Origin of the sequence: Nucisporomicrobium flavum, assembly GCF_016464385.1 — a bacterium.
Taxonomy (GTDB): domain Bacteria; phylum Actinomycetota; class Actinomycetes; order Mycobacteriales; family Micromonosporaceae; genus Actinoplanes; species Actinoplanes flavus_A.
This window is the reverse complement of sequence record NZ_JADMLH010000016.1, coordinates 203,051-217,532: the sequence shown is the minus strand read 5'-3', so window position 1 is coordinate 217,532 and position 14,482 is coordinate 203,051. Positions and strand designations below refer to the sequence as shown.

Below are 14,482 nucleotides of genomic sequence, written 5' to 3'. Positions count from 1 at the left end.
GGCCCCGGCATTCGATGCCGGGGCCGCCGCCGTTCCGCTCAGGCCTGCGCCACCGCACGCCCGTTGATGGCGGGCTTCTCGTCGTCCTGCGGGCTACCCTCGGCGGCCTCCTTGGAGATCGAGTACGCCATCTGCAGGAAGTCCGACGCCGCCACCGCGGTGAACACCGTGGCCGCGAGCCGGGTCAGCCGGGGCGCGAACACCAGGCCGCTCGTGAGCCCGGTCGCCACCCACACCGCGAGGCAGAACGGGCAGCTGACCAGCTCGCCGATCGAGTGGCGGATGCTGCTGCCGTCGTCGCGTACCTCCTCGTTGAGCTCCCCGCTGCCCGCGGGCTCGGCGTAGCGGGTGAAGGGTGCCCGCAGCGGGCTCGTGATCGAGTCCTTGGCGATCAGCCGGCTGAGCTTGTGGGTGGCCAGCGAGATCAGCACCACGTCCTGGACGGCCGGACGCTCGGGCACCTCACGGCCGGTGACCTTGGCGACTGCGGCGAGGCTACCGGCGAGCACGCCGAAGGCACCCATCGTCACCGCGTAGCCGTCCAGCGGCCGGTGCTCGTGGGGCGCGTACTGCCGTCGCAGCCGGTCGAGCCGCCCGCGTACCGAGGAGGTCATGCGCGAAGGTCCTCTCAGAAGTCCTGGGTGAGCCGGTGCGGGTCGACCTCGCGGCCGGGGTGCCGGGCGAGGTACTCGGTCTCCAGCTCGGCGGTGCGCCGAAGGTGGTTGGCCAGTGCCGCGTCGGGGCCGTGCCGCAGCGTCTGCAGCCGCGTACGGTGCAGGCTGCCGAGCTCGCGGATGAGGTCCTCGTCGGCGAGACCTGCGGGGTCGATTCCCTGCTCGGTCCCGACGGGGGCGTCGACCTCGGAGTCGCTCATGGTCTCCTCCTTCTCGTCGTTGCAGCCAACGGTTGCCCGTGCACCTGGACGTCAAACCCGCGCCGGTACCCTCGACGACATGAAAGGGCTGTGGACCCCGGCGTGGATCGCGCGTCACGTGGTCGCGCTGATCCTCATCGCCGGCTTCCTGGGACTGGGCTGGTGGCAGTTCAGCCGGGCCACCGGCGGCAACACGCTGAGCTGGGGCTACACCTTCGAATGGCCGGTCTTCGCGTTCTTCGTGGCGTTCATCTGGTTCCGCGAGGTCCAGCAGGAGCGCAAGACGGCGGAGAAGCCCGCCCCGGCGGAGGAGCCGGCCCCGGCCGCCCAGGACCCGGCCGCGGTGACCGTACGCCGCCCCGTCCGGGTGCCCGCCTCCACGCCCGCCACCCCCGCGGGCGAGGACCCGGAACTGGACGCGTACAACGACTATCTGGCCTGGCTGAACGCCCACCCCGGAGCGCGGCCCGGCGACTACCCCGGTCGGCAGAGCAACTGAGTAAGGACGTGCATCGTGCAGGGAGCCCTCACCCGCTACCGGATCATCGCCTGGATCGTCGGCGTGGTCCTCATCGTGCTCGTGGCGGTGGGCATGCCGCTCAAGTACGCCGGTGACAACGACAGCGTGGTCGCCGCGGTCGGCCCGTTCCACGGCTTCCTCTACATGGTGTACCTGGCGGCCAGCTACGACCTGAGCCGCCGGGCGCGGTGGCCGCTGGGGCGGATGCTGCTGGTGATGCTCGCCGGCACCATTCCGTTCCTCTCGTTCTGGGCGGAACGGACCGTCACCCGCAAATGGGCGGCGCAGCCGATGGACACCCCGCCCGCGATGGCGAAGTAATAGAGTGACGCGGAGCACCCGATAAATAGCGTTCCGTTATCGGGATCATCGGAATAAATGTGATAATTGGCCCACGTCACTCTTCCGGCTCTTGTTTTCGGTGAGATCGCCGATAAGTTGATGCGGTTGGTCCGGTCGGCAGCCATGACTAGGTGGCACCGGCCAACGCCGCCGAATCGCCGGCGGCGCGCACGGCGGGCCCCTCCCCCGGGTCCGGCGCGGGCGCCGAGGCGAACCGGGGAACCACCGAAACAGCACACTGGGGTGAATCCGCGCGAGCGGTAGGGCGTTCTTCCCGCCCGAATCCGTCAGCTAACCCGGTAGGCGGCCCAGCGGAAGAAAGGCCACGTACCGTTGCGACACCCCCGCACGAGGCTCCGCACTCTGGTGGTCGCCGTCCTCGCGATCGCGATCACCGGCGCCGTCGCGCCCGCCGCGCACGCGGCCCCCTCGACGAGTGACCTCAACAAGAAGATCCAGAAGGCGTCCGACGAGCTCGAGGACGTCGTCGAGTCGTACAACAAGATGAAGATCAGCCTGAACAAGACGAAGGCGGACGAGAAGAAGCTCGCCGCGTCGATCGGGCCCGCCCGGGAAGCGCTGAAGGTCGCCGGCAGCCAGATGGAGCTGCTGGCCCAGTCGGCGTACAAGACCGGCAAGGTCGGCGCCGTCAACGTGGTGCTCGAGGGCAGCAACAACCTGATGGACCGCATGTCCATCCTGGAGCAGCTCTCGCGCAGCCGGCAGCGCGACATCGACACGTACACGGCGACGACGCAGAACTACACCGAGCGTCAGGCCGCCCTCAAGGTCACGCAGGACAAGCAGGCCGCCGAGGTCAAGGAGCTCGGCGACCGCAAGAAGAAGATCCAGGCGGACCTCAAGAAGCTGTACGCGATGCGCACCGCCGCGTACGGCCGCGCCACCGAGACCGGCTCGAGGTACACAGGCAACGTCCCGTCGGTCTCCGGCTCGGCCGGTGTGGTCGTCCGGTTCGCGTTCGCCCAGGTCGGCAAGATGTACGAGTTCGGCGCCGACGGCCTGTCCACGTACGACTGCTCGGGCCTGACCTCGCGCGCCTGGAGCCAGGCCGGCAAGTCGCTGCCCCACAACGCGGCGGCCCAGTACAGCGCCACCAAGCGGATCTCGCGTTCCCAGCTCGAACCCGGGGACCTGGTCTTCTACCGCAGTCTCGGCCACGTCGCCCTGTACGTCGGCGACGGCAAGATCATCGACGCCTCGCGCGCCGGTGAGCCGGTGAAGCATCGCACGATCGACATCATGACCCCGTACGGCTACGGCCGCGTGACGTGATCTGAAGCGCACGGAAAGAGGGCCGGTACCCGCGTCGGGTACCGGCCCTCTTCGTGTGTTCTGACGGTGCTTACGCGGCCTGCAGGCCCTCGGCACGGGCCAGTTCGCGGAGCCGGCCAAGCGCCTGGATCTCCAGCTGGCGGATGCGCTCCCGCGAGAGCGAGAAGCGCGAGGCCACCTCGGTCAGCGAGTGCTCGCGGCCGTCCTCGAGGCCGTAGCGGGCGCGCATGATGCCCGCGGACCGGTCGTCGAGGTGGTTCAGCAGGCCCTCGATGCGCTGGCGCTCCAGGGCGGTCAGCACGATCTCCTCGGGCGACGGCGCGTCGCTGTCGGCGACCAGGTCGCCGAGGTTGGTGTCGCCGTCGTCGCCCACCGGGGTGTCCAGCGACACGGTGTCCTGGGCCCAGCGGGTCAGCTCGTTCACGCGCTCCACCGTCACACCCAGCGCGTTCGCGATCTGCTCCGGCTCCGGGTCGGCACCGAGCTCGCGGACGAGCTGGCGGGTGACGTTGCGCATCCGGTTGACGTCCTCGACGAGGTGTACGGGCAGGCGCACGGTGCGCTCCTGCTGCGCGATCGCGCGGCTGATCGCCTGGCGGATCCACCACGTCGCGTACGTCGAGAACTTGTAGCCCCGCTCGTAGTCGAACTTCTCCACGGCGCGGACCAGGCCGGTGTTGCCCTCCTGGATCAGGTCGAGCATCGGCATGCCCGAGCGCACGTACCGGCGTGCGATCGAGACGACCAGGCGCAGGTTGGCGCGGATGAACAGGTCCTTGGCCCGCTCGCCCTCGACGACCAGGCGCTCCAGTTCCTCCCGGCTCACGCCGCGTCGCTCGTCACCCACCTCGAGCAGGTGCTCGGCATAGAGACCGGCCTCGATTGCCTTGGAGAGGTCGACCTCCCTGGCGGCGTCCAGCAGCGGCGTGCGGGAGATCTCGTGCAGGTAGACGCCGACGAGGTCGCGCTCCTCGGCGACTTCGTCCGTCCGCATCACGGTGTTCTTCTCCACGTTGCCCACGGTCCCCTCATTGCCTTCACTAAACCTGTTACGGGTGATTCCTGCGTCCATCAAGCCCTCCCGTAACGTCCGCAGTTCGTGCATTGCGGTGCTGCACCTACACAACAAGTGGCGCCCTGCACTGATTCCGGCTGGTGGGTCGAAAGTGTCACGAATGCCTGAGCGTCACCTGAGAGCCGAGTGGATACTTTCTGAGGAGGCTCTCTGGGTAGGCATTCGGAGCCACACCCGGCGGTGGATGCGTCATGTGACGCATACCCGTCGCCTGCTACATGACACCATCAGCCCCTCATCCGTCACAGCGACGGGCATCACGGATAGCCGTGCGATGCTCGTCACTACCCAGTACGGCCGGGCAGCCACTTGGGTTCACGCCCTGCATCGACAGGTTCCCGCCAGGCTTGAAACAAACGCCACGCCAAAGATCCGGCACACGCACGGCGCCGGACACCCCTGCCACCATGCGGCACATCGCGCCGCAGATCACTAGCCCGTACGGGTGACTGTCGGCGGTTCGGATGATCCGCTGAGCCGCACCATGAGTGACGCAAAACACAGCACTACGGTGGCGGCATGGCGGAGAGAAGCGTGATTGTGACCGGCGGAACCGGCGGGCTGGGCGGAGCGGTCGTCCGGCACCTGCTCGGCGAGGGGTGGCGGGTGGTGGCGCCCGTACGGGGTGGGAGCCTCGAGCGGTTGCCCGAGGGCGCGGTCGGCGTGGAGGCGGACGTCACTGCCGCGGAAGACGTCGAACGGGTCGTGAACCTCGCCGCCCAGGACGCGGCCGCGCCGCTGAGGGCCGTGGCGAACCTCGTGGGCGGGTTCGCGATGGGCGGGCTGGTGCACGAGACGCCCGTGGCCGACTTCGAGGCGATCCTCCGGCTGAACCTGCGGCCGACGTACCTGGTGACGGCCGCCGCGTTGCCGCACCTCGTCTCGGCCGGCGGCGGCTCGGTGGTGTGCGTGTCGTCGCGGGCGGCGGTCGCCCCGTTCGCCGGCGCGGCCGGGTACGCAACCGCGAAGGCGGCGGTGCTCGCGTTCGCCAACGCGGTCGCGGTCGAATACCGCAAGCAGGGCGTACGGGCCAACACGGTGCTGCCCAGCGTGATCGACACCCCGCTCAACCGGCGCGAGCAGCCCGACGCCGACCACTCCCGGTGGGTCACGCCGGAGGAGATCGCCCAGGTCATCTCGTTCCTGGTCAGCGACGCGTCGGCGCCGACCAGCGGGGCGAGCATCCCCGTCTACGGTCGCGCCTAGAAGACCTCCACCCACTGCAGGGTGAGCGCCGTGGCCGCGGCGACCAGCGTGGCCACGGCGAGGGCGACGGCTCGGGCGTGCGTGGCCATGACGGCGACCGGGCCACGGGACTCGGCCGCCGGCCGCGGTGCCGGGATCGCGGGCGCGCACAGGTGGGCGAGCAGGGCCGCCTGGACCTGCTCGGGGGAGACGTTCGCGTCGATCACCACGAAGTCCGCGTACTCCGGGAGCGCCCGGTACGCCGCGGCGGCGGCTCGCAGGTAGGACATCTCCTCGTGGTCGTAGCCGCGGCGCTCGATGCGGTCGTACGCCACCTCGGGGTCGACGTCGAGCAGGAACGTCACGTCCGGCCGCGGGAAGACCCGGTACGCGAGACGGGCCCGGCGTTCGGCCCGGTTGATCCGTTCCGGCCGCGGGTTCTCGGCGTGGGCGCGGATGCTCGCGTACTGGCACACCGCGTAGCGGTCCATGACGGCGGTCTCCCGGGTGAAGCCGCGACGCAGCAGCGTGCGCAGGATCGCCAGCCACCGCAGCACCGACTCGACGAGCAGCATCGCCCGGCGTCCCAGCAGCTGCTCGCCGTCGCCGCGGCCGAGGGCGGTCGCGAGCCGGCCGAACCAGCGCCGGCCGCCGGCGTTGCGGCGGTAACGGGCCGGCAGGCCACGCTCCGCCAGGGCCTCGGCCAGCAGGTGCGCCTGGGTCGTCTTGCCGGAGCCGTCGATGCCGACGAGCGCGATGGTGCGGGGACGGCGGCGGAGGGCGGAGGAGGGACGCGGAGCGAGGCCGGGGACCATACCCACCGACGGTAGCGGGAGTTGTCACGGACCGTTCCGGCCCGCCGCGGTGCTGTGGCCGTACAAAATGGGTCTTATTGTCCCTGGGCCCGGAGCACCCCGCGTTACAAGCGCTGTCGTGAGGGGTAGTCGTTCCGACGGGAAAACGGACATCACACCGACGCAGGGAGACGCCATGCCGTACCGGGTGGACGAGGGCCTGGTCAACACGCTCAAGCGGGTGGCCGCCGTGCTGAAGCAGGCCGAGATCCCCTTCGCGCTCGGCGGCAGCTTCGCGGTGTACGCCCACGGCGGCCACTCCAGCGACCACGACGTCGACTTCCTGATCCGCGAGCAGGACAGGGAACGGGCCCTGGCCGAGCTGTCGGCGGTCGGCTTCGAGGTCGAGCAGCCGCCGGAGGACTGGCTGGTCAAGGTCTTCGACGAGGGACGGATGGTCGACCTCATCTACCGCCCGGTCGAGTCGCCGGTGACCGACGAGACACTCCGCGACACCGTGATGCGCCCGGTCGAGGCGATCAACATGCCGGTGCTCTCGGCGACCCAGCTGATGATTCACAAACTGCTCAGCTACACCCAGCACTACTGCGACTTCGCCACCGGCCTGCCGGTCGCCCGTTCCCTGCGCGAGCAGATCGACTGGGACCGGGTCCGCAAGGAGACCGCGCGGTCGCCGTACGCCGAGGCGTTCCTGATGCTGCTGGACCGCCTCGAGGTGGTCCCGGAGCCGGGCGCGCACCTGACCGTGGGGGGATGAGATGGCACAGCTCGACGAGTACGTGGAGGCGGAGATCCAGCGCCTCCTGACCGAGAACGGCGCGGTCGCCGAGCAGGGCATCACCCTGCAGCGCCGGGACCACCTGCTGGTCCTCGGCGGCGAGGTGGAGAGCGCGCAGCGCCGCGACGAAATCTGCCGGCAGATCACCACCCGGTTCCCCGAGGTGGAGATCGCCTGCGACATCGGCATCGTGCGCGCCGCGGCGCCCAGCGAGGTGGAGGAGATTTCATGATCCGGATCGCCGCCGTGGGCGACGTCCACGTGGACAAGGACGTGCTGGGCCGCTACCGGCCCGCGCTGGAACAGCTGCCCGACGTCGCCGACGTGCTGCTCATCGCCGGCGACCTCACCCGGCACGGCACGGTCGACGAGGCCCAGTGCATGGCGCAGGAGTTCGGCGGGCTGGGCGTACCGGTGATCGTCGTGCTCGGCAACCACGACCACCAGAGCGACCAGGAACTGCAGGTCATGGATGTGCTGCGGGACGCCGGGATGACGGTGCTGGAGGGCGAGGGGACGGTGCTCACGCTCAACGGGCACCGGCTCGGGGTCGCCGGCGCGAAGGGCTTCGGTGGCGGGTTCGCCGGGGCGTGCGCGAGCTCCTTCGGCGAACGCGAGATGAAGAACTTCGTCGGCACCACCGAGGCGATCGCGGACAAGCTCGGTGCGGCGCTGCGTGGGCTGGAGTGCGACGCGCTGGTGGCGCTCACGCACTACGCGCCCGTACCGGAGACGCTGACCGGGGAACCGCTGGAGATCTATCCGTTCCTGGGGTCGTACCTGCTGGGGCAGGCGATCGACTCGGCACCCACCGCGCTGGCCCTGCACGGGCACGCGCACCACGGTTCCGAGCGGGGGCGTACGCCCGGCGGCGTGCCGGTGCGCAACGTCGCCCACCCCGTCATCAAGCAGGCGTACAACGTGTACCAGCTGCTGTCCGAGGAGACCGGAGCCGGGCTCGTCCACGCCTGAATCCGTACCGCCTCGAGCGAGACCCCGTCACCGGCTACCCGGCCGTGACGGGGTCTCGCTCGTTCGTGGACATTGCCCGGCGCTGTGGACCCGATCACAGGTTTTCGATTTCGCGCGGTCGGGTACGAGCTGGTCATGGCTTTCTTGCTCTGGATTCTCGCAGTCGTACTGGTGGTCGCCGGCATCCTTGCGCTGTTCCGGCGGCAGATCCTCTGGGGCGTCGTGCTCATCGTCGTCGGCCTGCTCGTGGGCCCCGGCGGTGTCAGCATCTTCAACGTCTAGCCCTCGTCCCCCCGGCAGTTGCCTGACCGGTCCCCTACGACCGCACCGGGGCTGCCGTACCGCTACCTCTCGCAGGCAGCAGTACGGTGGCCCCGGTTCTCTTTGTAGTGACCCGCACACGTCGTGCGATGTCCTAGATCGGACTTCTGGCTGAATCCACAGCGAATCGATCCCCCCGATCCTCGCGAGGTTAGCTGTGGCCGAGGTCCATCACTTCACCTACGGTGCGTTCAATCCCGTCGCCGCCTACCTGGTCGCCGTCCTCGGCTCCTTCCTCGGCCTGCTCTCCACCGGGCGGGCCCGGGCTGCCCGGACCCGCGGCCGCCGCAATCGCTGGCTCATCATCGGCGCCTTCTCGATCGGCGGCGCGGCGATCTGGCTCATGCACTTCACGGCGATGCTCGGCTTCGACGTCCCGCAGAGCCCGGTGCGGTACAGCCCCGGCATGACGATGATCAGCCTCGGACTGGCCGTGGTCGCGGTGGGCGCCGGGCTGATCGCCGTCGGGCACGGCCGGCGCAGCCTCCCCCGGGTGATCGTGGCCGGTGTGCTGACCGGCGCCGGCGTGCTGGCGATGCACTACACCGGCATGGCCGGCATGCACCTCTCCGGCACCATCCACTACAACCTTCCGCTGGTCATCGCCTCCGGGCTGATCGCCGTCGTGGCGTCGACCGCCGCCCTGTGGTTCACCGTGTCGGTCCGTGGCCTGCTTCCCATGCTGGGCGCCGCGGCCATCATGGGTATCGCCGTCTGCGGCATGCACTACACCGGCATGGCGGCGATGACCGTCGAGCTCAGCGACCCGGTCCGCACCGGGATCAGCGGCCTGCGGCCGCTGCTGATGATCGTGCCGCTGACGCTGCTCAGCGCTGCGACCATCCTCGGCGTCGCGCTGAGCGCCCTGCAGGCGATGACCGAGGAGGAATTCACCGACGGCGCCGGCATCCGGAAGCGGGGCGTGCACGCCGACAACCACACCCCGTGGTCACTGAAGCAGGCCTCGCTGGCCGGGGTCCGGCGTACGCCCGGCAACCGGCCGTCGCCGCGGCCCGTACCGCCCCGGCCCGTGGTCACGGATGAGCCACTGATCGACGCTCGTTCCTGATCACGGGCGCGCGCCGGCGCCCGGTCCGGTATACCTGTTCGGCATGGCGCCAAGGATGCTGCTGTCGATGCCGTTGCACGCGATCACCGAGGTGTACGGCGAGGCGGGCCTGCGGGACAGGTTCGGGCTGGAACTGCAGGCGCTCCCGCCCGACGACCGGCGCCAGCTCGAGGAGGCGCTGGAGCTCGCGTCCCGGCTGCACGCCGACGACCGGCGGGTACGCGAGCCGTACCTGAACCATCTGTTGCGGGTGGCGATCCGGATCCTGCGCTACTACGGGATCCGGGACGTCGACGTGCTGACCGCGGCCCTGCTGCACGACGCAGTCGAAGATCATCCCGCCGAGCTGGCCGGCCTGCCCGCCGGGCTGGGCCACCGGGAGCTGACCGACGCGGCGATCGCCGAGCTGGCCCGGCGGTTCAACCCGCGGGTGGCCGAGCTGGTCCGCTCGGTCACCAACCCCGAGTACGACCCGGACCGCGACCGGCACGAGCAGTACCGCGCCCACGTGGCCGAGAGCCTCGACCGGGATCCGTGGGCACGGGTGATCAAAGTGAGCGACTTCACCGACAACGGAGTGGGCGTCATCCACACCACGTACGACAAGGCGCGCAGCTCGGCGATCAAGTACCGCCCGCTGGTGCCGAAGCTGCGGGAGCTGATCGGGCGCCCCGACACCCCGCTGTCGGTCGCCGCGAAGGACCACATCCTCGATCAGCTCGACCTCGCCGAGGAGCGCTTCGCCGCGATCCTCGACGGATAGCCTGGGTGCATGCCATCCCCCACTGACTGGTGGCGCAGCGCCGTCATCTACCAGATCTATCCGCGCTCCTTCGCCGACAGCAACGGCGACGGCATGGGCGACCTGCCCGGCATCACCGCGCGGCTGGCCGGCCTGCGTGACCTGGGCGTGGACGCCGTGTGGCTGTCCCCGTTCTACCCCTCGCCGCAGCACGACGCGGGCTACGACGTGGCCGACTACCGCTCGGTGGACCCGCGCTTCGGCGACCTCGGCGACGCCGACAAGATGATCGCCGAGGCGAGGACGCTCGGGCTGCGGGTGATCGTCGACCTCGTGCCGAACCACACGTCGAACGAGCACGCCTGGTTCCGGGCGGCGCTGCGGGCCGCACCCGGCAGCCCGGAGCGGGAGCGCTACGTCTTCCGCGACGGCCGCGGCGACGACGGCAGCGAGCCGCCGAACGGCTGGCGGAGCGTCTTCGGCGGCCCCGCGTGGCAGCGGGTGGCCGACGGGCAGTGGTACCTGCACCTGTTCGACGTCTCCCAGCCCGACCTCAACTGGGGCAACCCGGAGGTCCGCGCGGAGTTCGAGGACATCCTGCGGTTCTGGCTCGACCGCGGCGTGGACGGCTTCCGGGTCGACGTGGCCCACGGCCTCATCAAGGAGGCCACCCTCAGCGACTACGAGTACGCCGGGGAGATCCTCGGCGGCATGGCACCGGAGGGCGCCCCGCCCCCGCCGATGTGGGACCAGGACGCCGTGCACGAGGTGTACCGGGAGTGGCGGGCGGTGCTGGACGCGTACGAGGGCGACCGGATCCTCGTCGCGGAGGCCTGGGTTCAGCCGGCCGACCGGCTCGCCCGGTACGTGCGCCCGGACGAGATGCACCAGGCGTTCAACTTCGAGTACCTCGACACGCCCTGGATCGCCGAACGGCTGCGGAAGGTCATCGACACCACCACCGCCGCGAACGCCGCCGTCGGGGCCCCGACGACCTGGGTGCTGTCCAACCACGACGTCGTGCGCCACGCCACCCGGCTCGGCTACCCGGTCGGCGAGCGCCGCCGGCCCGGCATCGGCGCCGAGGACCCGCAGCCGGACGCGCCGCTGGGGCTGCGCCGGGCGCGGGCCGCCTCCCTGCAGATGCTCGGGCTGCCGGGGTCGGCGTACCTGTATCAGGGTGAGGATCTAGGGCTCCCCGAGCACACGACGATGCCCGACGAATACCGGCAGGACCCGGCCTGGGAGCGCTCCGGGCACGCCGAGCGCGGCCGGGACGGGTGCCGGGTGCCGATCCCGTGGGAGGCGGACGCGCCCTCGTACGGCTTCGGCCCCACCGACGCCAGCTGGCTGCCGCAGCCCTCGTCGTGGGCGGAGTACGCGCTCGACCGCCAGCGGGACGTGCCGGGCTCGACGTACGAGCTGTACCGCTCGGCGCTGCGCCTGCGTCGCGAGCACCGCCTCGGCGACGGCTCGCTCGAGTGGCTGGAGACCGCGCCCGACGTGCTGGCCTTCCGCAACGGCGGCGTGCTGGTGGTGACCAACTTCGGCGAGTCACCGGCCGACCTGCCGGCCGGCGCGGAGGTGCTGCTGACCAGCGAGCCGCTGACCGGCGACGGACGGGTGCCGCAGGACGTCACGGTCTGGGCGCGCGGATAGCCGCCTGCTCGTGATCGGCGTAGGTGGCCAGGGCCGCATGGGTGTCCGCCATGTCCCTGGCCACCGTCTTGCTGGCCAGCCAGTACATGACCCCGGTCGGGATGAAGAAGAACTGGAACGCGGCCAGCCCCACCGCGTAGTTCAGCGGGGGCGGAAAGGCGCCGGAGAGGCCGCGGAACGCCACGCCCACGAGCGCGTTGCCGCCGGCCCGGCCCACCCCGTTGACGAGATTGCCGAGGCTGTAGACGGTGCCGCGGTGCTCCGGCGGGTTGACGTCGGCGATGAGGGCGTACCAGTTCGGTGAGTTCGCCGACGTCAGCGCCAGCGCGAAGATCGCCGTGGCGAGGCTGAGGCCCACCGACGGCTCGGTCACCACGTCGGCCAGGATCGCCCGGATCACCGCCCCGGTGCCGCCGCCGTCCGGCACGTCGATGCGGAACGGCACGAAATACAGCACCACGTAGAACGGTACGGCCGCGAGCACGCCGACAGCCGCCACCAGGGCCCGGCCGCGGGGCGTCCGCCGCTGCAGCCTGTCACCGGCCAGGCCGCCCAGGATCGACAGGGCACCGCCGGCCTGGAACAGCGTCGCGAAGACGCTGCCGACCACGATCGCCGTCGACGCGGAATAGCCCTGGGCCTCCGCGCGCGCCCGGAACAGCACCGGCAGCCACACCAGCGAGCCGAACGCGACCTGCGCCGAGAAGCCCTGCAGGATCAGCCAGACGTTCGTCCGGCGGGCGAGGATCTTCGGCAGGTCGTCGTGGTGGATGCGCTCGTCGTAGTCGACCTGGGCCAGCTCGGGTTCGCTGTCGCCGCGCGGGACGTCGTACGTCAGCAGGTAGGCGATGCCCGCGACCACGCCCGCGGCGGAGACCACCAGGAACGGGCGCCGCCAGTCGGCCGAGCCGAGCAGGCCGCCGACCATCGTGCCGGCCAGCGTGCCGACCCCCTGGGAGAGACCCCAGAAGCTCATGGCAAGACCCCGCCGCCGCGGCGAGATCAGGTCGCTCACCACGGCGAAGCTGACGCTGGCGACCCCGCCCAGGCCGATCGAGGCGAGCACCTGCGACAGCAGGAACGACGGGTAGCTGCCGGCCAGCCCGGACCAGGCCGTGCCGGCCACCCAGATCACGGTGCCGAGCAGGAGGATCGGCTTGCGGTCCGTGCGGTCGCCCGCGTACGCGAACCCGACCGCCGCCACCGCGCTGAACAGGAACATCACCGTGGTGGCCAGGGCGATGTGGCCCTCGCCCACCCCCAGGTCGGCGCCGATGCTGCCGTACAGGGGTGGGACGAGGCCGATCGCGACGTTGTCGAGCGAGGCGAGGACGACGAAGACGACCACGCTGTAGGCGCGGTGCGCCGGACCGCCCTTGCTCACGCGCCAAAGGTTAGCGGGCGGTGCGGTCGACGACCCTGTCACGGGCGGCAGCGTACTGCTCGCGGATCAGCGGCACGCTGTCGTCCTCGTACACCTCGGGGGTCTCGGCGGACCACGTCGGCGGGAGATCGCCGCCCGCGAGGACCCACGCGGCCTGCCGGGCGGCGCCGTCGGCGACGTACTCGCCGGGCGGCGGGACCAGGACCGGCAGCCCGAACAGGGCGGGCGCGATGCGCCGGACGGCCTCGCTGCGCGCCCCGCCACCGACGAGCACGATGCGGTTGGCTGTGGCGCCCTGCTGGATCAGCGCCTCGAGCCCGTCGGCGAGGGCGCACAGCATGCCCTCGACCGCCGCGCGGGCCAGGTGCGCCGGGTCGGACGTCCGCAGCGTGAGGCCGTGGATCGCCCCGGTCGCGTTCGGCCGGTTCGGGGTGCGCTCCCCCTCCAGGTACGGGATGAGCACCAGCCCGTCGGCCCCCGCGGGCGCGGACAGCGCGAGCCGGGACAGCTCCGCGTGGTCGACGCCGAGCAGCTTGGTGGCCGCGTCGAGGACCCGGGCGGCGTTGAGGGTCACCACGATGGGCAGGAAGCGCCCGGTGGTGTCGGCGAACCCGGCGACCGTCCCGCTCGGGTCGTCCGGCGCGACGTCGGAGGAGACGAAGACCGTGCCGGACGTACCGATGGAGACCACCACGTCTCCCGGCAGCGCGCCGGCGCCGAGCCCCGCGGCCGCGTTGTCCCCGGCGCCCGGCCCGAGCGGGGCGCCGTTGGGCAGGTGCCCGGCGATGCCGGTGGGCCCGAGCACCTCGGGGACGATGATGCGCCGGCCGAAGCCGAGCTCGAGCAGGTCCGGCCGGTAGGCGTTGGTCGCCGCGGACCAGTAGAGGGTGCCGCTGGCGTCGCTGCGGTCGGTCCGCAGCGTGTCGAGGCCGCGGGCGCCCGACAGCTTCCAGGTCAGCCAGTCGTGCGGCAGGCAGACCGCCGCCACGCGGGCGGCGTTCTCCGGCTCGGTGCGGGCGAGCCAGCGCAGCTTGGTGAGGGTGAAGCTGGCGACCGGCACGATGCCGACCGCGTCGACCCAGGCCCGCCGGCCGGCGTCACCGCCGCCGAGGTCCTCGATCAGGTCGGCGGCCGCGCCGGCGCTGCGGGTGTCGTTCCACAGCAGCGCCGGGCGGACCACCTCGCCGTTCTCGTCGAGAACGACCATGCCGTGCTGCTGGCCGGCCACCGAGGCGGCGGCGACGTCGTCGAGCCCGCCGGCCTCCTCGATGGCCTCCTGCAGCGCCGACCACCAGGCGTCGGGATGCACCTCCGTGCCGTCGGGATGGCTCGCCCGGCCCTGCCGGACCAGCTTTCCCGTCTCGGCGTCACGGATGACGACCTTGCAGGACTGCGTGGAGCTGTCGATCCCGGCTACCAGAGTCATGCCCTCATCCTTCCTCGGTGGTCGGTG

The 14,482-nt window shown here is 71.2% G+C and carries 17 protein-coding genes and 1 riboswitch; of the genes, 11 read left to right on the top strand and 6 right to left on the bottom strand.

The window, feature by feature from the left end:
- Positions 1-38 precede the first annotated feature (38 nt).
- Both IT780_RS31405 and IT780_RS31400 read right to left on the bottom strand, forming a co-directional pair.
- Complete coding sequence (locus IT780_RS31405; RefSeq protein ID WP_199515436.1) at positions 39-614, bottom strand: DUF1360 domain-containing protein; 576 nt, start codon at positions 612-614, stop codon at positions 39-41.
- Between the two features lie 14 nt (positions 615-628).
- Entirely contained in the window at positions 629-874 is a 246-nt protein-coding gene (locus IT780_RS31400) for a DUF6158 family protein (protein ID WP_199515435.1), read from the bottom strand.
- A 79-nt stretch (positions 875-953) separates the two neighbouring features.
- On the opposite strand from IT780_RS31400, the gene IT780_RS31395 reads away from it, so the two are divergent.
- From IT780_RS31395 to IT780_RS31385, 3 genes are all read left to right on the top strand, one after another.
- Positions 954-1,373 (top strand): hypothetical protein, encoded by a 420-nt coding sequence (locus IT780_RS31395; RefSeq protein ID WP_199515434.1) that lies wholly within the window; start codon positions 954-956, stop codon positions 1,371-1,373.
- Positions 1,374-1,388: 15 nt separating this feature from the next.
- Positions 1,389-1,715 carry a DUF3817 domain-containing protein gene (locus IT780_RS31390; RefSeq protein WP_199515433.1) on the top strand — a complete coding sequence of 109 codons (327 nt, stop codon included), beginning with the start codon at positions 1,389-1,391 and terminating at the stop codon, positions 1,713-1,715.
- 213 nt (positions 1,716-1,928) lie between these two features.
- Positions 1,929-2,057: riboswitch (cyclic di-AMP (ydaO/yuaA leader) on the top strand.
- Between the two features lie 45 nt (positions 2,058-2,102).
- Entirely contained in the window at positions 2,103-3,029 is a 927-nt protein-coding gene (locus tag IT780_RS31385; protein ID WP_307831478.1) for a C40 family peptidase, read from the top strand.
- Positions 3,030-3,099: 70 nt separating this feature from the next.
- On the opposite strand, the gene IT780_RS31380 is transcribed toward IT780_RS31385, so the two are convergent.
- Positions 3,100-4,101, bottom strand: coding sequence for a sigma-70 family RNA polymerase sigma factor (locus tag IT780_RS31380; protein ID WP_199515432.1), 1,002 nt, complete (start codon positions 4,099-4,101; stop codon positions 3,100-3,102).
- A gap of 522 nt (positions 4,102-4,623) precedes the next feature.
- Here IT780_RS31380 and IT780_RS31375 point away from each other — a divergent pair.
- A complete protein-coding gene (locus IT780_RS31375) occupies positions 4,624-5,310 on the top strand; it encodes an SDR family NAD(P)-dependent oxidoreductase (RefSeq protein WP_199515431.1) in 687 nt (228 codons plus the stop codon).
- Here IT780_RS31375 and IT780_RS31370 read toward each other — a convergent pair.
- The gene (locus tag IT780_RS31370; RefSeq protein WP_199515430.1) at positions 5,307-6,104 is read right to left on the bottom strand and encodes a dTMP kinase; all 798 of its coding nucleotides are present in this window, start codon (positions 6,102-6,104) and stop codon (positions 5,307-5,309) included. The genes IT780_RS31375 and IT780_RS31370 overlap by 4 nt on opposite strands.
- A 175-nt stretch (positions 6,105-6,279) precedes the next feature.
- Between IT780_RS31370 and IT780_RS31365 the strand changes: the two genes are divergently transcribed.
- The 7 genes from IT780_RS31365 (at position 6,280) to IT780_RS31335 (ending at position 11,645) form a co-directional block, all read left to right on the top strand.
- Positions 6,280-6,861 (top strand): nucleotidyltransferase, encoded by a 582-nt coding sequence (locus IT780_RS31365; RefSeq protein WP_199515429.1) that lies wholly within the window; start codon positions 6,280-6,282, stop codon positions 6,859-6,861.
- Position 6,862: 1 nt separating this feature from the next.
- Positions 6,863-7,114 carry a hypothetical protein gene (locus IT780_RS31360; protein ID WP_199515428.1) on the top strand — a complete coding sequence of 84 codons (252 nt, stop codon included), beginning with the start codon at positions 6,863-6,865 and terminating at the stop codon, positions 7,112-7,114.
- The gene (locus IT780_RS31355) at positions 7,111-7,854 is read left to right on the top strand and encodes a metallophosphoesterase family protein (protein WP_199515427.1); all 744 of its coding nucleotides are present in this window, start codon (positions 7,111-7,113) and stop codon (positions 7,852-7,854) included. The genes IT780_RS31360 and IT780_RS31355 overlap by 4 nt, the downstream gene beginning before the upstream one ends.
- Before the next feature lie 135 nt (positions 7,855-7,989).
- Positions 7,990-8,136, top strand: a complete 147-nt coding sequence (locus tag IT780_RS31350) for a GPGG-motif small membrane protein (protein ID WP_199515426.1) — start codon at positions 7,990-7,992, stop codon at positions 8,134-8,136.
- Positions 8,137-8,332: 196 nt separating this feature from the next.
- Positions 8,333-9,244 carry an MHYT domain-containing protein gene (locus IT780_RS31345; RefSeq protein WP_199515425.1) on the top strand — a complete coding sequence of 304 codons (912 nt, stop codon included), beginning with the start codon at positions 8,333-8,335 and terminating at the stop codon, positions 9,242-9,244.
- Between the two features lie 43 nt (positions 9,245-9,287).
- The gene (locus IT780_RS31340; protein ID WP_199515424.1) at positions 9,288-10,007 is read left to right on the top strand and encodes an HD domain-containing protein; all 720 of its coding nucleotides are present in this window, start codon (positions 9,288-9,290) and stop codon (positions 10,005-10,007) included.
- Between the two features lie 9 nt (positions 10,008-10,016).
- Positions 10,017-11,645: a glycoside hydrolase family 13 protein gene (locus tag IT780_RS31335; protein WP_199515423.1), complete on the top strand. Its 1,629-nt coding sequence runs from the start codon at positions 10,017-10,019 to the stop codon at positions 11,643-11,645.
- Here the strand turns inward: IT780_RS31335 and IT780_RS31330 are convergent.
- Positions 11,623-13,071: an MFS transporter gene (locus tag IT780_RS31330; RefSeq protein ID WP_504739627.1), complete on the bottom strand. Its 1,449-nt coding sequence runs from the start codon at positions 13,069-13,071 to the stop codon at positions 11,623-11,625. The genes IT780_RS31335 and IT780_RS31330 overlap by 23 nt on opposite strands.
- Complete coding sequence (gene xylB, locus IT780_RS31325) at positions 13,040-14,455, bottom strand: xylulokinase (RefSeq protein WP_199515421.1); 1,416 nt, start codon at positions 14,453-14,455, stop codon at positions 13,040-13,042. The genes IT780_RS31330 and xylB overlap by 32 nt, the downstream gene beginning before the upstream one ends.
- Positions 14,456-14,482: the final 27 nt, after the last annotated feature.